This window comes from Nitrosomonas europaea, from assembly GCF_900167395.1.
Lineage (GTDB): Bacteria > Pseudomonadota > Gammaproteobacteria > Burkholderiales > Nitrosomonadaceae > Nitrosomonas > Nitrosomonas europaea.
Genome location: NZ_FUWK01000019.1, coordinates 1 through 20,198, shown reverse-complemented (window position 1 = coordinate 20,198; position 20,198 = coordinate 1). Strand labels below are relative to the sequence as shown.

Here is a 20,198-nt window from a genome sequence, read left to right as displayed (position 1 = left end):
CGAAAGCAATATATTGTCGACGAACATTTGGAATGCTTCAAGAATAAATATCCGTTACATTCTGACAAGCAGGGGCAACACCGTTTCCAGTTTAGTTACCGGAGACCAGCCAGCCAGTTCTCTCTTCAGAGAAGAAATATCGCACGTCCAGTCTGGATGCTGAAATTCCATCACTTTGCCCGGTGTCAGTATCGGAGCATAATTCAGGAGATGCGCCAGCCATAAATTAAAACGGGCTAGCATACGTATACCGCCCAAAGGTATCTGGAGACAATGCACCGGCCTGCTCAGAACTTGTTCAGCAAGCGCAGCGATGGACGTATAGTCATATCCGCCTGATGTTCCATCATCTATTTCATAAGTACCCTTCACAGGCTGCCCGGCCTCGAGCCAGTTATGAATGGCAGCAACCATATCGTCCACATGTATCAGGCCGAAACGGTTACCAGGATCTCCCGGCACGAGGAGAATACCATAGCGCATCGCCTGAAAAAATGGCTGCATCGCTTTGTCACCCAGACCGTAAACCGCTGCCGGCCTGAATACAGTCGATGCCAGTCCGGAGAATCCCGGGATCAGCTGCTCAGCCTCGAATTTACTCCGTGCATACCAGGAGAGATGGGGTTCACGCGCAGCCAGTGAAGAAATAAATAGGAATCTTGAACAGGAAGGTGCTCCGGAAGCAGCTCTTAATATATTTCTTGTTCCAGTCACGTTGGTTCGGGAAAAATCATCCCAGGATTTTCCTCTGATTGCTCCTGCACAGTGTATAACCGCTTCGGTACCAGAAACGAGGTCACACAATACACTGTCACAATTCATATCTCCACAAATCCATTCTACGAGTGGAAGATCCTGTCTGAAAGGTACTCGCCTGGCCAACGCACGAACCTTCCATCCGGACGCTGCCAGCTTGGCGATAAGAACTCGGCCGATAAACCCTGTGGCGCCCGTTAATGCGACAGTTCTAAACATGAAGCGTACTGAACATGAGAAGGAACTTCCATCTCCTTCTCGTGCGAAGATCTGGCCTTACCGATGGAAACTATGTTATCAGCCAGCGGTATGAATAGTCGTTGCTGCAGTGGGCTGTTCCAGATTTGCGCGCCGCAGGAATCCCTGACGTGCTGCAAAGCGTGACAACTTTCCTGAAGATGTCCGGGGCAATGTATGCGGCGGTACTAACTCAACCAGACAGCTTACCCCGAATGCCATATATACCATCTGCTGAAGTCTATTGATAAGCGATTGCCGGTCTACTGCCGATGCGAGTCTGCATTCAACAACCAGCACAACCGATGTCGAACCATCCTCATTACTGATTCCAAATGCAGAAGCTTCACGTGCCCTTACTTCCGGCTGTTGTTCAGCCAGCTCTTCCACATCCTGAGCTCGTATATTTCTACCATTGACGATAATGACATCCGTTCGCCGGCCTGTAATATATAAATCATCCTCGAACAGAAAGCCAATATCACCCGTATCCAACCAACCATCCGGTCTGATCGCTCTCGCGGTCTCTTCTGCGTTGTTGAAATACCCGTTCATTACACTCCCCCCCCTGACTAGAATACTTCCCACCGTCATGTGAGGGACCTCATGATCCGTGTCATCGACTATTCTGACCTCATGGCCTGGTAATGGGCGACCACAATTCACGAATTCATTATATTTTCTACCCTCTGCCTGGACTCTCACCGCAATCTTTTTCTCGATCAGGGTTCTGGCATCCACACGCAAACTCCTTGCTCCCCGGCTGATATCAGGGAAAGAGACGGCAAGGGTCGATTCAGCCAACCCGTAGCATGGTAGAAAAGCACGCTCATCGAAACCCGCAGCAGCAAATTTAGCTGCAAAGCTTTTCAATGTATCCATTCGGATCATCTCAGCACCGACACCGGCCGCTCGCCAGCAGCTCAAATCCAGATCAGCCAAATCTGATTCACGGGCACGCAGCGTACATAACTTGAGACCAAATGGTTGGCTGAAAGCAATAGTGCAGCGATTACGACTGATTAACTTAAGCCACTGCAGGGGGCGGACTGCAAAATCCCGGGTTGCCAGATAATCTACAGATAATTGGGCCGCCAAAGGGGCCAATACCAGACCAACCAAGCCCATATCATGATAAAAAGGAAGCCATGAAGCGCATCGGTCACCCAGCCGAACATCAAGACCATTGCAAACGATACCGCGCAAGTTGGTCATCAAAGCTCGCTCGGTAATGACCACCCCTCTTGGCAAACGAGTGCTGCCGGAAGTAAATTGCAGATAGGCGGTTTCATCTGGTGTATTGGGGGAAAACACTACGTCAGCTTCCGGCAGCAAATCAAGCTGTTCAGGTGTACCGCTCCATTTAAGTTCGCTACTTACCAGACTGCCAACCGCCTCATTGAGAAATTCAACGAAATCAAGATTGGCGACTGCAACGCTTGCCTTACTGCTCTCAAGCATACCTCTCAGTTGCTGTACATAGATTGCACGACTGCCAAGATTTACAGGTACCGGCATCGCAAATGGAACAAGGCCTGCAAACCGGCATGCAAAAAACAGCTCGATGAACTCCGGAGTAGTATCGGCAATCAGAGCAACCCGACTGTTACGCGCCAATCCAAGACCGGATAACCGTCTTGCGATTATTTTCGAGTTGGCACACAAGTCTTTGTATGCAAGTACAGATTTTAGATTACCTCTCGAATCGTAGAAATTGTACCCAGTTTCCCCTTGTGCAGCATACTCGAGCGACTCCACCAAAGTTGTAAAATCCGCTCTTTTCTGAGGCGATGAATTAACTGTAGGCGTTGGCACAACGACATCTATTCTGGAAGACAGGGAATTACTTTTTTGTACTGGCGGAACGCCCAACTTGGCTATTGTCGAACTCAAAATCTTCCCCTAGAAATATTTTCTGGCCAATTTACTGAATGGACTGAACGGATACTGTGATCACTCAACCTGTTTATAAGCAGCAACCAATCAACCAATAATTCACAGTCTGAGAACCTTACGCTTCCGACAAATGCGTAGTCTCTATTCCATGGTATATATGGGCTGCGAGCTTATAGGAGGGCCCCTTAACTGTCAAGAAAACATTACTTTCTGTTGTTTTATAGCAACAATCATAAAAAAACACCAAACACAATTAGCCTTCGATAATGATTCTTGCTCGCAACAATACCGCTACTTCGTCTGTAAAAAGCTAAAATCATTAGCTTTTGAATTTCATGCCGGATAAAATCATCGGCATTATAAATTGTTCACAACACGATATGAAATGAGGCATAAAGATAAGCAAAAGCTTGGAATCAGTTTATTACTGCTGTTTACGACATTACCAGCAGTGGTCCATGTTTATGCCGGGAGTTGGGTACGTCCGCCCGATGACATTGATATCTTCGGCCAGATGCAAACAGTAACCGCCAGCCGCGAAGAAACGCTACTTGATGTGGCACGCCACTATGGTATCGGCCAGGATGAAATGGTGCTGGCCAACCCCAATACAAACCGCTGGCTGCCTGAAGATGGAGCCGAGGTTGTATTGCCACTGCGTTTTATAATCCCGCAGGCTGAACGAATCGGCCTTGTCATCAATCTGCCGGAAATGCGGCTCTATTATTTTCCCAAACCAGCAAAGGGACAAAAGCCGGAGATCATTACTCATCCTGTCAGTATCGGCAGAATGGATTGGAATACACCACTAGGCAGAACTACCATTGTCAGAAAACAAAAAGACCCGACGTGGACACCGCCCCAATCTCTCAAAGCTGAGGCAATAGCAGAGGGTAAACCTCCACTGTCGGATGTCGTTCCGCCTGGCCCGGATAACCCTCTTGGACGATATGCGCTGTATCTCGGTCTGCCTGGCTATCTCATCCACAGTACCAATAAGCCATTTGGTGTAGGCATGCGTGTCACGCACGGCTGCATGCGTCTGTACCCTGAAGATATCGAAGAACTGTTCAATCTTGTACCTACAGGTACACCAGTACAAATCGTCAACCAGCCTGTCAAGCTGGGGTGGCAGGAAAACCTTTTATTCATCGAACTTCACCCGCCACTGGAAGAAGATGACACCACACCCTATGACTATGAGCAAAAAGTTCATAGTGCAATTGCAGAATTCCTTGAAAAAACAGCCAAAGATCCTGATGGAAGAATGACAAGGAATACCAGAATCAGCCCTGAAGCACTGGAATCGGCAATTCGGGCCAGAAATGGCATTCCGACCCTGATTTCGGAGAATCTGGAAAATTAGCTCTCAGATATATTTAACATCCAGAATTTCGTATTCTCGAACACCACCAGGTGCCTGAACTTCAGCTATATCCCCCGCATATTTGCCAATCAATGCCCGGGCAATGGGTGAACTGATAGAAATTTTACCCTGTTTGATGTCGGCTTCATCATCCCCTACGATCTGATAAGTCACGGTTGTATTATTGCCCAGATCCATCAGATCGATAGTGGCACCGAATACGCACGCACCATCTGCATTCAGCGTTGCGGGATTGATAATCTGTGCGTTGGACAGTTTACTCTCCAATTCTGCAATACGTCCCTCTATGAACCCTTGCCTTTCTTTTGCAGCATCATATTCGGCATTCTCAGACAGGTCACCGTGGGAACGTGCTTCCGCAATGGCGGCAATGACAGCAGGGCGATGGACCGTTTTCATCTCATGCAACTCTGCGCGCAATTTCTCTGCACCAGCTTGGGTAATGGGAATGGCATTCATAACTTGATTTCTCTTTCCATGGAAAAACAATAAAACAATATTCATCAAACAACAGACACTCAACGCATCATTCGAATGATGCACGATAGTTGACTGTCTGGCTAAAAAGAGCTCGTAAACAAATACCAATCTCTCCAGATTGGAAGTTCATCAAGCTTGGGAGGGAAGATTATTGTTGCCTAGATGGCAAGATTTTGCAAACGGTAAACCTGCAATTCCTGGCGACTGGCCATACCGGCACAGGCAGCACGCGCACCGGCAATTGTTGTGTAATAAGTTATCCTGGCCTGCAAAGCCACACGCCGGATCGAATAAGAATCACGCACAGCACTACGTTTATTGGCAACTGTATTGATGATCAAGACAATCTCTCCATTCTTGATCATATCCACGATATGCGGCCGGCCTTCAGCCACCTTATTTACAGCAATAACCGGCAATCCAGCCTGCTGCAGAGTTCGAGCCGTACCACGCGTAGCATAAAGTGAAAACCCCAGTTCAACCAGCTTGATAGCGATTGAAACGGCTTCCAGTTTATCACTGTCTCTTACACTGATCAGTACATTACCCGATACCGGCAATTGAACGCCTGCTGCAAGCTGTGATTTGACAAATGCTTCAGCGAAATTTTTACCCACTCCCATCACCTCACCGGTTGATTTCATCTCCGGCCCAAGGATGGTATCCACACCGGAGAACTTAGCAAACGGGAAAACAGCCTCTTTTACCGAAAAATGAGAAGGATAAACTTCTTTGGTGACACCTTGATCAGCCAGTGTCCGGCCTACCATGCAGCGAGCTGCGATTTTAGCCAGTTGCAAACCGGTTGCTTTGGAAACGAAAGGGGCAGTACGCGATGCTCTGGGATTAACCTCCAGTACATAGACAGTGTCATCCTGAATGGCGAACTGAATATTCATCAAACCGTTAACATTCAGCGCATACGCCATGGCCTCGGTCTGCCGACGCAATTCCTCCTGCAAGGAAGCGGAAAGACTAAAAGGAGGCAATGAACAAGCGGAATCACCGGAGTGAACCCCGGCCTGCTCGATATGCTCCATGATTCCACCGATCAGTACGGCTTTCCCGTCAGAAATGGCATCAACGTCCACTTCGATCGCATTATTCAGGTAATGATCCAGCAGCACGGGAGAATCATTGGACACCTTCACGGCTTCCTGGATATAGCGCTCCAGATCACGCGCCTCATGTACAATTTCCATGGCACGGCCACCCAGCACATAACTTGGTCTGACGACAAGCGGGTAACCGATTTTATCGGCTGCAGCCAACGCTGTTTCTGCAGTACGTGCCGTAAAATTGGAAGGTTGTTTAAGGCCCAACCCCTGCAGCATGGCCTGAAAACGTTCACGATCCTCGGCACAATCGATCATATCCGGACTGGTGCCAATGATGGGCACACCATTGGTCTCCAGCGCACGCGCCAGCTTTAGCGGAGTCTGCCCGCCGTATTGTACGATAACACCAGCCGGTTTCTCTACGGCTGCAATTTCCAGAACATCTTCGAGCGTAAGGGGCTCAAAGTACAATCGATCAGAAACATCGTAATCAGTCGAGACTGTTTCAGGATTACAGTTGACCATGATCGTCTCATACCCGTCTTCACGCAGCGCCAGAGCAGCATGTACACAACAGTAATCGAATTCGATCCCCTGGCCGATGCGATTAGGCCCGCCTCCCAGCACCATGATCTTCTTGTTATCAGTCGGACGCGACTCGCATTCTTCCTCATAAGTCGAGTACATATACGCCGTATGCGTATCAAATTCAGCTGCACAGGTATCCACCCGCTTATAAACCGGGCGCACCCCCTGCTCATGCCGTCTGGCGCGCACCTTATCCTGACTGGTACCAAGCAGTGCAGCCAAACGCTGATCTGAAAAACCACAACGTTTCAAATGGTATAACTCACGCCGATCCAGTATTTCCAGCCGTCTCTCTGAAAGAGCTTGCTCCTGCCTGATCAGATCTTCAATCTGAACCAGAAACCATGAATCAATCCGAGTAAGCGCGTGAATTTCATCAAAAGGGATATTGCAACGGAATGCATCAGCGATATACCACAAACGCTCAGGCCCGGGATGACCCAACTCGGCCTTGATGATTTCGATATCCGTGGTCTTTTCGTCCAGACCATCCACGCCGCTTTCCAGCCCGCGCAATGCCTTTTGCAGCGATTCCTGGAAGGTGCGTCCAATCGCCATGACCTCGCCTACTGATTTCATCTGTGTAGTCAAACGATCGTTTGCCTGAGGGAATTTCTCGAATGCGAAGCGAGGTACTTTGGTTACGACGTAGTCGATAGTCGGCTCAAACGAAGCCGGGATGATACCACCCGCAATATCGTTGCCCAGTTCATTGAGCGTATAACCGATTGCCAGTTTGGCAGCAACCTTGGCAATCGGGAAGCCTGTTGCTTTCGAAGCCAGTGCAGAAGAACGTGACACCCGTGGATTCATTTCGATCACGAGCATGTTCCCGTTCTCGGGATTAATAGCAAACTGTACGTTGGAGCCGCCTGTTTCCACCCCGATTTCCCGCAGTACCGCGATCGACGCATCACGCATACGCTGGTACTCCTTGTCCGTCAGCGTCTGGGCAGGCGCAACCGTAATCGAATCTCCCGTATGAACTCCCATGGGGTCGACGTTTTCGATGGCACAGACAATGATGCAATTATCCTGTTTGTCGCGGATAACCTCCATCTCATACTCTTTCCAGCCAATGACCGATTCCTCGATCAACAACTCCCGGGTAGGTGAGGCTTCCAGGCCTCGCTCACAGATCTCGATGAACTCTTCCCGGTTATAGGCAATCCCGCCTCCGCTGCCTCCGAGCGTGAAAGAAGGCCGGATAATGGCCGGGTAGCCGATCATTGCCTGAGCCTGCATTGCTTCTTCCATACTGTGTGCCATGGCGGAACGCGCTGATTGCAGGCCGATACGTGTCATTGCCTGCTTGAACTTCTCGCGGTCCTCAGCCTTGTCGATAGCCTCACGGGAAGCGCCGATCAGCACTACACCGTATTTCTCCAGTACGCCATGCCGAACCAGATCCAGGGCACAATTGAGTGCAGTTTGTCCACCCATGGTCGGCAGCAATGCATCCGGCCGTTCGATCTCGATTATTTTTTCAACTGCCTGCCAGGTAATCGGTTCTATATAGGTGGCATCCGTCAGCTCCGGGTCGGTCATGATCGTCGCCGGATTGGAATTGATCAGAATGACGCGATAACCTTCCTCCCGCAGTGCCCGGCAAGCCTGCACACCAGAATAATCGAATTCACATGCCTGGCCGATGACAATCGGCCCGGCGCCAATGATGAGGATAGATTTCAGGTCGGTACGCTTTGGCATGATGACGAAGGTTGTTCTGATGACTCAGGCTGACTGCTTGTTTTTCACTATCCGACTGATGAAACGACTGAATAAATAATTAACGTCTTGCGGGCCCGGGCTGGCTTCAGGATGTCCTTGAAAACATAGAACAGGATGATCCGTCAATTCAAATCCCTGAAGACTTCCATCAAACAATGAATGATGGGTGACGCGCACATTGGCAGGCAGTGTATCGACATCCACTGCAAATCCATGATTCTGGCTGGTGATCATCACCCGGCCACTATCGACATCCAATACCGGATGATTGGCACCATGGTGCCCGAATTTCATCTTGATCGTCCTGGCACCAATCGCCAGTGCAATTATCTGATGACCCAGGCAGATACCGAACACAGGGATTTTGCTTGCCAGTAATGCACGTGCCATATCGATTGCATAATCACAGGCTTCCGGATCTCCAGGACCATTGGAAAGCAGCACACCATCAGGCCGGGCGGCAAGAATTTCATCAATCCGTGTCTGCGCGGGATAAACGGTAACATGACAACCATGCTCGACCAACTTGCGCAGAATCGCACGCTTGACACCAAAATCCAGCACAGCAACCCGGCAGCGGCTCTCGCCCGCAGCTTGATAGCCTGTTTCTGGTGACCATGCGCCTTCACTGAATTCCCATGGCTGACTGCAACTGACCACTCGCGCCAGATCCATTCCCGTCAGACCGGGAAATGCCTGCGCCTGTCGCAATGCTTCGGTTTCATCGATATGACCGGTCATGATACAGCCTGCCTGTGCGCCCTTCGTTCTCAGAATACGCGTAAGTTTGCGTGTATCGACCCCGGCAATCGCCGGCACACCATGCTGTTTGAGAAAATCCGGTAACGTATGACGACTGCGCCAGCTGCTGGTGACGAGTGACAGATCACGAACCACCAGCCCTGCCGCATGAATGATCCTGGAAGCCGTAGTTGATTCAATGTCCTCGTCATTCACACCGGTATTACCGATATGCGGATAAGTCAGCGTAACGATCTGGCGGCAATAAGAAGGGTCAGTGAGAATTTCCTGGTAACCGGTCATGGCCGTATTGAAAGCCACTTCACCGATAGTAATACCTTCTGCACCAATCGAATCTCCGTGAAAAACAGTACCATCAGCCAGAACAAGTACAGCACGCGGACGGTTAGACACAGAACTCCCCAATAATTTTTAATACGATGCAGACGGACAGAAAAAAGCGGCTCAAGATTGACCCTGCACCGCTAAAATCAATTATACGCGAGATACAAAAGCTTTTCCAGAAACGGTTCCGGCTTCTGCGCCCGGTAAAGGTAAAATACTCCTCTGAACCGCCTCATTACCACTCGCTGTTCGTGTGGAGAAAGTGCCATTTTCCATCATCAGGACAGAATATTTTTTCATCGCCTGTAAACAATCCTCTATCCCGCAGACTAACGATCTTCAACAGATGATGACAAGAAATACATTGCTCAGGCTGCCATACCATGATGCCGCAGCAACGCATCAATTTTTGGCTCGCGTCCGCGAAATGCAATGAATGATTCAAGTGCCGGGCGGCTACCACCTACGGCAAGAATTTCATGCCAGAAACGCTCTCCAGTTTTTGCACTGACCACCTGGCCGGCACCATTCTCTTCGAACAGGCTGTAAGCATCGGCAGACAATACTTCCGCCCATTTATAACTGTAATAACCGGCAGCATAACCTCCAGCAAATATATGTCCGAAGCTGTCCGGAAACCGGTTGAACGCGGGTGGAATGATGACGGCAACCCGCTGGCGGATTTTATCCAGACGCTGTAACACGGTTTCACTGCCCTGCGGGTCAAAATCCGTGTGCAAATGCATATCAAACAAGGCAAACTCAATCTGACGCAAAGTCTGAAGGCCACTCTGGAAGTTCTTGGCTGCGAGCATCTTATCGAATAACGCGCGCGGTAGCGGATTGCCGGTTTCCACATGCGCAGTCATACCACGCAATACTTCCCACTCCCAGCAGAAGTTTTCCATGAACTGGCTGGGCAGTTCAACCGCATCCCACTCGACCCCGTTGATACCGGAAACACCCAGCTCATCCATCCGGGTCAGCAAATGATGCAATCCATGACCAAATTCATGAAACAGCGTAATTACCTCATCATGCGTGAACAATGCCGGGCGCAACTGGCCGTCGATCGTCACGGGTGCCGAAAAATTGCAAGTAAGGTAGGCAACTGGCGCCTGGATTTCGGAACGGCCGATTTCAGGTACCTCAATCTTCCGCCGGGTGATCGCGTCATCCATCCAAGCCCCGCCACGCTTACCGGGGCGGGCATAAAGATCCAGATAAAACTGCCCCAGCAAATTACCATTCGCGTCAGCAATATCGAAAAATTTCACATCCGGATGCCAGCACTGAATGTTACGTGCCGGCTCTGCTTCGCTGATACGTATGCCGTACAGAGTCTCCACCAGTCGGAACATGCCAGGCAATACCTTGTTCTCCGGGAAATATTGCTTGACCTCCTGCTCAGAAAAAGCATAACGCTCGATACGCAGCTTTTCGCTGGCGTAGGCAATATCCCACATTTCGAGTCGATCCAGTTTCAGCTTATCAGCGGCAAACTGCTGCAGCTCTGCCAGATCTCTTTCTGCGTAAGGTCTCGCTTTGGCTGCCAGCTCATTCAGAAAATCCAGCACCTGCTGCGGCGTTTCCGCCATCTTGGGAGTCAGTGACACCTGTGCGTAACAATCGTAACTCAGCAGCCTTGCTTCCTCCTGGCGCAAACGTAGCATCTTTTCGATCAAAGGCATGTTGTCACGATTCACAGTCTGCTCCGGAACAGCTTCAAGCTCACTCGCCCGTGTCACATATGCCCGATACATCCGTTCACGTAAACTGCGGTTATCCGCATACTGCATGACCGGCAGATAGGAAGGTGCATGCAGAGTAAATTTCCAGCCCGGCACAGTAATCGAAGTATCTTTGGTTGCCGCTTCACGCGCCGCCTGCAATACATCCTCCGGAATTCCGGCAAGTTCATCCCGGTTTTCTATAAACAAAGAAAACGCGTTGGTTGCATCCAACAGGTTATCGTTGAATTTTGAGCTCAACGCCGACAGTTCTTCCTGAATCTGCATGAACCGGGCTTTATCTTCCAGCGGCAGTTCGGCACCTCCCAAGTGAAAATCACGTAACTGATTGTCCACAATTTTCCTGCGTGCCTGACTTAAATCATTGAATGCCGGATCTGCCCGCAACTGCCGGAATTTCTCAAACAATACTGGATCCTGCGACAACTCGGCATAGTACTGCGTAATACGCGGCAGATTGGCGTTATAGATTTCGCGCAGCTCCGGGTTATTCATGACCGCATTCAAATGCGCTATCTGCCCCCACGCACGCGACAAACGCTCATTCGCATCCACCACCGGTTGCACAAAATCCTGCCAGTCAGGAGATTCTGTCGCATTTTTAACTCTATTCACTACCGCACGGCAGTCGCGCAACAACTCGTCCATAGCAGGCGTGATGTGTTCGTTCCGAATTTCCTCATAGCGAGGAAGCGTGGAAAAATCTAACAGCGGGTTTTTCATATCAGTAATAATTCAAAAAAAGTTTTTGTTATCGATGAATATTCAGAATACCCGGTCTGCCGAATAACCCGGGATTTTAATATGGTCTTGACGAAACCAGTGCTTCCCGGGAATTGTTATCAACCATACACGATACGTCCACCAATCAGGGTGAATCGGGTACGCCCGTATAATTCCATTCCGAGAAATGGCGTATTTTTACCCTGGCTTCTCAATTCGGTGTGACTGACGACCCAGTTTGCATCAGGATCAAAGATACATAAATCAGCCACAGCACCTATTGCCAGCTGCCCGGTCTCGATTCCCAGAATCCGTGCAGGATGGAATGTAATTCTCGCCAGCGCTTCAGGTAATGACAACCTGTTTTCCACCGCCCATTTCAGCGTGAGAGGCAGCAGCAACTCCAGCCCGGTGGCACCGCTTTCAGCCTGAGCAAATGGCAACGACTTGGCATCTTCATCTACAGGCGCATGATCCGAACAGATTGCGTCGATCGTTCCGTCCATCAATCCGACGCACAACGCATCCCGGTCTGCCAGGCTTCTGAGTGGCGGCATGAGATGGCAATTTGCATCAAAGAAACCAATATCCATATCGGTCAGATGCACATGGTTGATGGAAACATCACAGGTCAGCGGCAGTCCCTGTCGTTTGGCTGCCCGCACCAGCGCGGTTCCCTCTGCACTGGAAATACGGCAGAGATGTACGCTGGCACCCGTTTCCTTCATCAGTGACAGAATACTGGCCAGTGCAATCGTCTCTGCACACACCGGAATTGCCGGTAAGCCAAGACGGGTGGCAATCTCACCTTCATGGGCCACACCGTGATTGGCCAGATGTATATCCTGAGGACGCAGCCAAACCTTGAAACCAAACGTGGCGGCGTACTGCATGGCTCGCATCAGCACATGCAGATTGGCAATGGGCGCATCGACCTGACTAAATGCGACACAACCGGCATCGTGCAGTTCGACCATTTCAGTCAAACGCGCTCCCTTGAGTCCCTGGGTTAGCGCGCCCACCGGATACACTCGCGCCTGATCGAGATTACGGGCACGATGCTTCAACATCTCCACCAGGCCCGGCTCATCCAATGGCGGATCTGTATCAGGAGGACAGGCCAGGCTGGTCACCCCTCCTGCTACCGCAGCTTCCAGCTCTGATTCCAGCGTAGCCATATATTCAAGTCCCGGCTCACGCAAGCGTGCTGACAAATCAACCAGACCGGGACATACGATCATTCCACCGGCCTCGATCTCACGATCATCATGAAAACCATCCGGCCGGGAACCGATCGACACGATTTTGCCTTCAGCCAGATACAGATCATCAGTACGATCCATTCCACTGCCGGGATCGATCAGACGACCATTTCGGATATGAATGTGCATATCAATTTCCGGCAAGGATCGACATCACCGCCATGCGGACGGCAATACCAAAATTTACCTGGGGAAGAATGACGGATTGGGTACCATCCGCCACCTCTGAATCAATTTCCACCCCCCGATTCATCGGGCCGGGATGCATCACGATTGCATCGGACCGGGCAAGCGCAAGCTTCTCCGGTGTCAGTCCATAATATTTGAAATACTCTTCGGTGCTGGGCAAATGTGCTGACTCCATACGCTCATGCTGCAATCGCAACATCATCAGTACATCCACATCTTGCAGACCCTGTACCATATTATGATAGACATGCACGCCAAGTCGCTCGACTTTGGCCGGCAACAGTGTCTTGGGAGCAATGACACGAATCTCAGGCACACCCAACGTCGTCAGTGCGTGAATCTGCGAACGCGCCACGCGGGAATGCAGAATATCCCCGATAATCGCTACACGCAACGCATGGAAATCCTGCTTATAGCGGCGAATGGTAAACATATCCAGCAATGCTTGTGTGGGGTGTGCATGCCATCCGTCACCCGCATTGATGACATGAATTTCCGGCCTGACATGACGGGCAATCAGATGCGCTGCCCCACTTTGGTTATGACGCACGATAAACATATCCGCATGCATGGCAGACAAATTATCCACCGTATCCAGCAACGTTTCTCCCTTGGTCTGAGATGAAACTGCCATATTGAGATTGATCACATCCGCCGAAAGGCGTTTTGCTGCAATTTCGAAAGTTGTGCGGGTGCGGGTACTCGGCTCAAAAAACAGATTGAATACCGATTTACCCCGGAGCAGGGGAATTTTCTTGACATCACGCTCTGTTACACCGGTGAATGATTCTGCAGTATCGAGAATATGGCGCAAAATCACAGCAGGCAGCCCTTCCGTCGTCAACAGATGCTGCAGCTCACCATTTTTGTTCAGCTGGGGGTGTACGCCCATTACGCAGAGATCCCGCAGGAATTACGACAACACATAGGTTTTAAATATCAGTGAAGAGAACCCATACATAACAACCAAAGCCGGCTGGATAACACCAGCCAAACAGGAAGGCAGCAATCAAATTCCGGATAGCCATCAACCTGTCGTCAGGCTGCGTAAATCCAGACTCAATTTACCGTCATCCGACTGTCTCAGTTCCAGCATGCTGTTTTCCGGCAATGTGAGCACCTCCCCCGTATACCGGGCGGCAATCGGCAATTCCCGTCCTCCGCGATCCACCAGCACAGCCAGATCGATACTGGCCGGACGACCATAGTCGAACAGTTCGTTCACTGCTGCACGGACTGTTCTGCCGGTATAAAGCACATCATCCACCAGAATGATGTGACTGTTCTCGGCATCGAAAGGAAGCTGAGAAGGTCTGACTTGTGGATGCAGGCCGATTTTACTGTAGTCATCACGATAAAAGGAAATATCCAGCACCCCCACCGGCAACGCAATCTCCAATGCTTGGTGAATACGCCTGGCCAACCAGGCACCTCCGGTATGAATGCCCACGATAGCGGTATTTCCGGCTATATCCGGCCGTATTTTTTCAATGAGTTGTGTCAGTAATTGCTCGGCGTCAGGAAGCTGCATGAGATAAATCAAAATAAGTCTGAAGAATATGTTGTGCTGCGATCTGATCGAGCATCGGCCGCTGTTTTTTGCCAGTCACACCTACTTCTTCCAGCACTGAACGGGCAATCACAGTCGTGTAGCGCTCATCCGCCAGTGCCACTGGAATCCTGAATCGCCCTTCCAGCCGCCTGGCAAAACGACGACACAACCGGGTTATTTCATGCTCAGTACCATCAGCATGAACTGACAGCCCCACCACCAGCAGAACCGGCTGCCATGCCTCGATCAGCTCCGCAATCTTTTCAAAACGGGGCCTCGTCATCGACTGATCGATCGTCGTCAGAGGATGAGCCATTCGCAATTCATGTTCACCAATCGCCACACCGATGCGCCGTTTACCGAAATCAAAAGCCAGTACCGTGCCAGACGAAGCACTGGTCATATCAGGCATGACCGACTTCACTGGACAAATTACAAAAATCGATTCCCAGCAACTTCATGGCGGCAGGCAGCCGTTCTTCAGAAGACAACTCAAACAGTATCTGCGATTCGGCGGGTACCGTCAGCCAGGCATTTTGTGCCAGCTCCTGCTCGAGCTGCCCTGCTGCCCATCCTGAATAACCCAGCGCTATCAGCATTCTCTTCGGGCCCTCGCAATCGGCAACTGCCTGCAGAATGTCGGCGGATGAAGTCAAACCGATCGACTCATTGGAAGACAGCGTAAATTTCCACGATCCGACCGGTTCGTGCAATACGAATCCACTATCGATCTGCACCGGACCACCCAGCAATACCGGCAGATTGGAAGAAGCTGTACCTTTGGGAAACATCCCCAGTTGCAGCAACAAGTTTTCCACGGATAAATCCGTCGGGCGATTGACCACGAGACCCAGTGCACCACGTTCGCTATGCTCACAGATATAGGTCAGTGTCCTTGCGAAGAAAGAATCTTCCAGCCCCGGCATGGCAATCAGAAAATGATCGGTAAGGTTGATGCTTTGCATAACGATTACACCATCCTGGAACAGATAAGAATTTGCTTCCGGTTTCACACCCAATAGGCGGTGCGCGTCATGATCCTGGAGCTGAACTTCATGGCAACTTTGACTGGAGCAGGCAACTGCCCTCCCCCATGTGAAACCGCCATGGTAGCGTGACACGCTTCATCCACTTTCATTTGTGTCACGATGGCTCTGCTGCGAACATCCTGATGAGGCAATCGCTGCAGATGATCTGCCAGATGTGCCTCAACCTGGCGCTCGGTTTCGGCCAGGAAACCAAGATTCCATTTATCGCCGAGCACACCGGCCACCAGCCCCAGAGTAAACGATCCGCCATACCACAGCGGATTCAGAAAACTTTTACGCCCGCCCAGCTCCGCAATGCGGCGCTCTGTCCACGCAAGATGCTCGGTTTCTTCACGTGCCGCCTGATCCAGCGCCTGTCGCACCCGGTCATTACGCGCTGTCAGTGCCTGCCCCTGATAAAGTGCCTGAGCACAAACTTCACCAACATGATTGATGCGCATCAGTGCTGCAGATTCACGTTTCTCGATCTCGCTCAGCTCATTTTCAGGCAGATCCTTCCCCGGTACCGGGCGCAGGGTATTGGCAGGAGCCAGTAATGTCCGTAAGGCGCTATCAAAACCTATGATCAATTTATCGATATTCAACATAAAACTCTCCATTGCCTGCTTTGGTTGATTTTGTGTTTTACGCCAAACCAACCCAAGCTTTCATTTTATACGCATTTGCCGTGCGAGCAATGTTACCGGATGCAAAACCTCTATATTTGTTCCTTTCTTCGCCAATCCGTTGGCAATATGCAAGGCACAACCAATATTCCCCGTCACCAGACAATCCGCACCGGTGCTCTCAAAGGCCTGTAATTTCGCATCGAGCAAGGATTTTGCAAATTCGGGTTGATCGAGAAAATAAGTGCCAGCCGCACCACAACACTGTTCGTTACCAGGAAGCTCCACTACTTCAATTCCCGGAATACGCCGGAGCAAAGGGTACATGTGCTTTGAAGTACGTAAAGTGTTACGCAGCGTACACGGCTCATGCACAGCAACTCTACGTGACAAAGGTGCAAAACCGACCTCGTCCCACTCCTGTTCATCGAGAAACTGGCTGATATCCATTACTGGCACAGAAAATCCGGTATCCAATCGCGATGAGTATTCCGTCAGTTGGACACCACAGCCGGAAGCGGTATTGATGATGGCCTGAATATTCAAGCCTTCAAAAGCATGGAGATTTTGTTGTGCCAGCGATCTGGCCGCATCGATCCGGCCGCTGTGCTGATGCAGTGCTCCGCAACAGGTTTGCGTATCTGGCACACGCACCGTATAGCCCATCCGGTTCAGCACAAATATGGATGAAAGCAGTGTTTCAGTATCGATCAACCTTGCCACACATCCCAAAAACAACCCCACTTCACCGCGCAGCACCCCCCTGGCCGGATATGAACGACGCCACAGCTGGCCTGGCAAATTGCGAGTTGCCAGAAATAGTAGAGACTGGATCAAATCGCTTCTTTTCAGAGTCTCCAGCCGCAGCAATAACGACAACAAGCCACTACCGGCCAGCAAACGCAACACTGGCCGCAACCTGTCGAATCGACCAGGTTTGGCAATCAATTCCCGTTCCAGAAAGTCTCTTAACCGGCCCTTTTTATGCTGACTTTCTCTCTGCACGGATGAATACTCATGAATCATGACACGTGCACCATCGATCAACTGCCCATAAGCAACATTATTCGGACAAACCTGTTCGCAGGCACGGCAAGTCAGACACCGATCCATGTGCTGAATAAATCTCTCATTCAAAGGAATACGCCCGCTGGCGACTCCACTCATCAACGCAATCCTCCCGCGTGGTGAGTCTGCTTCAGAATGCGTCAGATGATAAGTCGGGCAATGGGGCAGACACAGTCCGCACGCCACGCAGCGATTGGCTTCAGTCAACAGCTTTTCGACTGACGAATCATTTCGATCAGTATTTTTCATAGTCTTCAAGCCAGCTGTTCCAGCAAAATCGAATCATTGTATGATTTGGATATATTCCGGGTCGAATAATTACGGTCGATCATTCTGATTCTGCCACGATCTTTTTTGAATACATAGTCAATCCCCATTTAATTTACTGCTTGCCATGCGGGCAGAAACTGCCATAAAATTGGCGGTTTTAGTTAACAAACAACCACTTTTACAAGGGGCAACATGGTAGTAGTGAGACTGGCACGCGGTGGTGCCAAGAAGCGTCCTTTTTACAGCATGGTAGTGGCTGATTCCCGTAACCGGCGGGATGGCAAGTTCATAGAACGTGTCGGGTTTTATAATCCGCGTGCTACTGGCGGCGAAGAAAGTTTGCGTATCCAGATGGATCGCCTGACCTACTGGCAATCCAAGGGAGCCCAGCTGTCCGATACCGTTTCACGACTCGTCAAGCAGTTTGGCAGACAGCAAAAGGCTGCACAACCACAGGAGTGAAACAGGGCTCCCTCTACCAGAGGAGCCTATGGTTGTGCTGGGTCGGATCGCCGGGCCACACGGCATTCGAGGTCAGATTAAAGTCATTCCCTTCACCGAGTATGTTGATGGGTTGATGGAGTACCCTGTGTGGTGTCTCAGCAGAGATGAGAAAAACTGGCAAATCGTGCGTCCAGCTACCTTTTTCATTCACGATAATCTGCTGATCGTCACTCTCACCGGGTATAGCGACCGGACGAGTGCATCTGAACTGAAGGGATTGCTGGTTGCAGTGCCGCGCAGTCAGTTGCCCCCGCTGTCAAAAGATGGAGAGGACGGTTACTACTGGACGGATCTGATCGGGATCAGTGTGGTCAATATGCAGGGCGAACCACTCGGCACAGTAGCCGGCTTGTTTGAAACCGGGGCAAATGATGTATTACGAGTCCGGCTGTCCGGAAGCAGTAAAGATGAATTGATTCCTTTTGTCGATCAGGTTATCAGACAGGTGGATCTGGAATCACGACAAATCACAGTAGACTGGGAACTGGGTTATTGAATTTCATATCATGCCGTTCGAGTTTGACGTCATCACACTGTTGCCTGATATGTTTGATGCCGTCACGCAACACGGTGTAACAGGCAGAGCGCACAAAAGTAATTTATATCGTCTGCATACCTGGAACCCTCGTAATTATGCTATGAACCATTACCGGACGGTAGATGATTCGCCCTATGGCGGGGGTCCGGGTATGGTCATGATGGCCGAACCACTGGATAAGGCGATTACGGATGCAAAAGCCAGACAGGGTGAAGACGGAGTCAGCAAAACCCGTGTCATTTACCTTTCACCACAAGGTAAGCGACTGGACCATAAAAAAGTTTTGCAGATTTCTCAGTTGGATGGGGTTGTGCTGCTCTGTGGTCGCTACGAAGGAATTGACGAAAGACTGATAGAGGATCAGGTAGACGAAGAAATTTCAATCGGAGATTATGTCATTTCCGGTGGGGAACTGGCAGCAATGGTTTTAATCGATGCGGTGGTAAGGCAATTACCGGGAGCGTTGGGCGATACACGATCAGCCGGACAGGACTCTCACACGGATCATTTGCTGGAGTATCCACACTATACCCGGCCCGAAGTGCATAAGGAAAAACCGGTCCCCCGGATACTGCTATCCGGTGATCACGCAAAAATAGAACGCTGGCGCCTGCAACAATCCATTGGCAGAACCTGGTTGAAAAGGCCGGATTTGTTAGCAGAAAAATACCCGGAAGGGCTCCCTGACAGGGAAAAGGAATTACTGGAAGAATTCAAGCAATTACGATATAGAGTGGTTGCCAACCAATTGATGGATAACACTAAAGAACAGGAGCAATGAAATGAACTTGATCGAACAACTAGAACGGGAAGAAATTGAAAGACTGGGAAAAACCATCCCTGATTTTTCACCAGGCGATACACTCGTGGTTAACGTAAATGTAGTAGAAGGTGACCGTAAACGTGTCCAGGCTTTTGAAGGAGTCGTTATCGCCAAACGCAATCGCGGACTCAATTCTTCATTTATCGTAAGAAAAATATCCAGCGGCGAGGCAGTCGAGCGTACGTTCCAGACTTATTCACCCCTCATCGCAAGTATGGAAGTCAAACGGCGCGGTGCAGTACGCAGAGCAAAACTTTATTATCTGAGAGACAGATCCGGTAAGGCTGCAAGAATTCGAGAGAAACTCCCTGCACGCAGTGTCCAACAGGAAAATGTGGCAGAAGCATTACAACCTTAATCAGGATCACCCTACCGCCCGCAATATCCTTCATCAGGAGGAGAGTATTTTCAGTGCAATCTTCTGTGTACCTGAAGTGTAGTAGTTCAGATTTGATCTGACAGCAGGTCTTGCCAAGAGGTGGGATTACCCGGTTTGATAGAGGTGCGAATCTTTATCAACCAAACGCGAAAGCGTAAAGGAGTAATCCCATGAGCAGTGTTCATCATAAAATCATTAAACACAAGATTGGCTTGCTTAATCTGGCAGCTGAGCTTGGCAATGTATCCCGTGCCTGTAAGGTGATG

General features: G+C 50.2%; 18 protein-coding genes. 5 read left to right on the top strand and 13 right to left on the bottom strand.

Going from position 1 to position 20,198, the window contains the following annotated elements; genetic code table 11:
* Window positions 1-54: 54 nt before the first annotated feature.
* Together B5D58_RS07190 and B5D58_RS07185 are read right to left on the bottom strand one after the other, a co-directional pair.
* Complete coding sequence (locus B5D58_RS07190) at window positions 55-975, bottom strand: NAD-dependent epimerase/dehydratase family protein (RefSeq protein ID WP_011112214.1); 921 nt, start codon at window positions 973-975, stop codon at window positions 55-57.
* A gap of 78 nt (window positions 976-1,053) precedes the next feature.
* Complete coding sequence (locus B5D58_RS07185; RefSeq protein WP_234989031.1) at window positions 1,054-2,865, bottom strand: fatty acyl-AMP ligase; 1,812 nt, start codon at window positions 2,863-2,865, stop codon at window positions 1,054-1,056.
* Between the two features lie 409 nt (window positions 2,866-3,274).
* On the opposite strand from B5D58_RS07185, the gene B5D58_RS07180 reads away from it, so the two are divergent.
* A complete protein-coding gene (locus B5D58_RS07180) occupies window positions 3,275-4,255 on the top strand; it encodes a L,D-transpeptidase family protein (protein ID WP_011112216.1) in 981 nt (326 codons plus the stop codon).
* Window positions 4,256-4,258: 3 nt separating this feature from the next.
* On the opposite strand, the gene greA is transcribed toward B5D58_RS07180, so the two are convergent.
* The 11 genes from greA to B5D58_RS07125 all read right to left on the bottom strand — a co-directional run bounded on the left by greA (window position 4,259) and on the right by B5D58_RS07125 (window position 17,667).
* Window positions 4,259-4,735 carry a transcription elongation factor GreA gene (greA, locus tag B5D58_RS07175; RefSeq protein ID WP_041356798.1) on the bottom strand — a complete coding sequence of 159 codons (477 nt, stop codon included), beginning with the start codon at window positions 4,733-4,735 and terminating at the stop codon, window positions 4,259-4,261.
* A 179-nt stretch (window positions 4,736-4,914) separates the two neighbouring features.
* Window positions 4,915-8,112, bottom strand: coding sequence for a carbamoyl-phosphate synthase large subunit (carB, locus tag B5D58_RS07170; RefSeq protein ID WP_011112218.1), 3,198 nt, complete (start codon window positions 8,110-8,112; stop codon window positions 4,915-4,917).
* Between the two features lie 24 nt (window positions 8,113-8,136).
* Complete coding sequence (carA, locus tag B5D58_RS07165; protein ID WP_011112219.1) at window positions 8,137-9,288, bottom strand: glutamine-hydrolyzing carbamoyl-phosphate synthase small subunit; 1,152 nt, start codon at window positions 9,286-9,288, stop codon at window positions 8,137-8,139.
* A 299-nt stretch (window positions 9,289-9,587) separates the two neighbouring features.
* The gene (locus tag B5D58_RS07160; RefSeq protein WP_011112220.1) at window positions 9,588-11,693 is read right to left on the bottom strand and encodes a M3 family metallopeptidase; all 2,106 of its coding nucleotides are present in this window, start codon (window positions 11,691-11,693) and stop codon (window positions 9,588-9,590) included.
* Window positions 11,694-11,812: 119 nt separating this feature from the next.
* Window positions 11,813-13,084, bottom strand: coding sequence for a dihydroorotase (locus B5D58_RS07155; RefSeq protein WP_011112221.1), 1,272 nt, complete (start codon window positions 13,082-13,084; stop codon window positions 11,813-11,815).
* 1 nt (window position 13,085) lies between these two features.
* Window positions 13,086-14,036, bottom strand: a complete 951-nt coding sequence (locus B5D58_RS07150; protein WP_011112222.1) for an aspartate carbamoyltransferase catalytic subunit — start codon at window positions 14,034-14,036, stop codon at window positions 13,086-13,088.
* Between the two features lie 135 nt (window positions 14,037-14,171).
* Window positions 14,172-14,675, bottom strand: a complete 504-nt coding sequence (gene pyrR / locus B5D58_RS07145) for a bifunctional pyr operon transcriptional regulator/uracil phosphoribosyltransferase PyrR (RefSeq protein WP_011112223.1) — start codon at window positions 14,673-14,675, stop codon at window positions 14,172-14,174.
* On the bottom strand, window positions 14,662-15,108 hold the full coding sequence (gene ruvX / locus B5D58_RS07140; protein ID WP_011112224.1) for a Holliday junction resolvase RuvX: 447 nt from the start codon (window positions 15,106-15,108) through the stop codon (window positions 14,662-14,664). Before ruvX ends, pyrR begins: the two co-directional genes overlap by 14 nt.
* Complete coding sequence (locus B5D58_RS07135; RefSeq protein ID WP_041357212.1) at window positions 15,101-15,661, bottom strand: YqgE/AlgH family protein; 561 nt, start codon at window positions 15,659-15,661, stop codon at window positions 15,101-15,103. Before B5D58_RS07135 ends, ruvX begins: the two co-directional genes overlap by 8 nt.
* A gap of 44 nt (window positions 15,662-15,705) precedes the next feature.
* Entirely contained in the window at window positions 15,706-16,332 is a 627-nt protein-coding gene (gene coq7 / locus B5D58_RS07130) for a 2-polyprenyl-3-methyl-6-methoxy-1,4-benzoquinone monooxygenase (protein WP_011112226.1), read from the bottom strand.
* A 60-nt stretch (window positions 16,333-16,392) separates the two neighbouring features.
* Window positions 16,393-17,667 (bottom strand): (Fe-S)-binding protein, encoded by a 1,275-nt coding sequence (locus tag B5D58_RS07125; RefSeq protein ID WP_011112227.1) that lies wholly within the window; start codon window positions 17,665-17,667, stop codon window positions 16,393-16,395.
* Between the two features lie 213 nt (window positions 17,668-17,880).
* Between B5D58_RS07125 and rpsP the strand changes: the two genes are divergently transcribed.
* From rpsP to rplS, 4 genes are read left to right on the top strand one after another with little or no spacing between them, the layout of a single operon-like run.
* Entirely contained in the window at window positions 17,881-18,150 is a 270-nt protein-coding gene (rpsP, locus tag B5D58_RS07120) for a 30S ribosomal protein S16 (RefSeq protein ID WP_011112228.1), read from the top strand.
* A gap of 28 nt (window positions 18,151-18,178) precedes the next feature.
* Entirely contained in the window at window positions 18,179-18,688 is a 510-nt protein-coding gene (rimM, locus tag B5D58_RS07115; protein ID WP_011112229.1) for a ribosome maturation factor RimM, read from the top strand.
* 10 nt (window positions 18,689-18,698) lie between these two features.
* Window positions 18,699-19,511, top strand: coding sequence for a tRNA (guanosine(37)-N1)-methyltransferase TrmD (gene trmD / locus B5D58_RS07110; RefSeq protein ID WP_011112230.1), 813 nt, complete (start codon window positions 18,699-18,701; stop codon window positions 19,509-19,511).
* A 1-nt stretch (window position 19,512) separates the two neighbouring features.
* Window positions 19,513-19,911, top strand: coding sequence for a 50S ribosomal protein L19 (gene rplS / locus B5D58_RS07105; protein WP_011112231.1), 399 nt, complete (start codon window positions 19,513-19,515; stop codon window positions 19,909-19,911).
* The last annotated feature ends 287 nt before the right edge of the window (window positions 19,912-20,198 follow it).

Bases quoted from the DNA above. Each gene is read 5' to 3' on its own strand.
- B5D58_RS07155 (WP_011112221.1), bottom strand. From the start codon at position 13,084: ATGCACATTCATATCCGAAATGGTCGTCTGATCGATCCCGGCAGTGGA.
- B5D58_RS07150 (WP_011112222.1), bottom strand. From the start codon at position 14,036: ATGGGCGTACACCCCCAGCTGAACAAAAATGGTGAGCTGCAGCATCTG.
- rpsP (WP_011112228.1), top strand. From the start codon at position 17,881: ATGGTAGTAGTGAGACTGGCACGCGGTGGTGCCAAGAAGCGTCCTTTT.
- B5D58_RS07125 (WP_011112227.1), bottom strand. From the start codon at position 17,667: ATGAAAAATACTGATCGAAATGATTCGTCAGTCGAAAAGCTGTTGACT.
- rimM (WP_011112229.1), top strand. From the start codon at position 18,179: ATGGTTGTGCTGGGTCGGATCGCCGGGCCACACGGCATTCGAGGTCAG.
- pyrR (WP_011112223.1), bottom strand. From the start codon at position 14,675: ATGCAGCTTCCTGACGCCGAGCAATTACTGACACAACTCATTGAAAAA.
- trmD (WP_011112230.1), top strand. From the start codon at position 18,699: ATGCCGTTCGAGTTTGACGTCATCACACTGTTGCCTGATATGTTTGAT.
- greA (WP_041356798.1), bottom strand. From the start codon at position 4,735: ATGAATGCCATTCCCATTACCCAAGCTGGTGCAGAGAAATTGCGCGCA.
- B5D58_RS07180 (WP_011112216.1), top strand. From the start codon at position 3,275: ATGAGGCATAAAGATAAGCAAAAGCTTGGAATCAGTTTATTACTGCTG.
- carB (WP_011112218.1), bottom strand. From the start codon at position 8,112: ATGCCAAAGCGTACCGACCTGAAATCTATCCTCATCATTGGCGCCGGG.
- rplS (WP_011112231.1), top strand. From the start codon at position 19,513: ATGAACTTGATCGAACAACTAGAACGGGAAGAAATTGAAAGACTGGGA.
- B5D58_RS07135 (WP_041357212.1), bottom strand. From the start codon at position 15,661: ATGCAAAGCATCAACCTTACCGATCATTTTCTGATTGCCATGCCGGGG.
- B5D58_RS07190 (WP_011112214.1), bottom strand. From the start codon at position 975: ATGTTTAGAACTGTCGCATTAACGGGCGCCACAGGGTTTATCGGCCGA.
- B5D58_RS07160 (WP_011112220.1), bottom strand. From the start codon at position 11,693: ATGAAAAACCCGCTGTTAGATTTTTCCACGCTTCCTCGCTATGAGGAA.
- coq7 (WP_011112226.1), bottom strand. From the start codon at position 16,332: ATGTTGAATATCGATAAATTGATCATAGGTTTTGATAGCGCCTTACGG.
- ruvX (WP_011112224.1), bottom strand. From the start codon at position 15,108: ATGCCTGATATGACCAGTGCTTCGTCTGGCACGGTACTGGCTTTTGAT.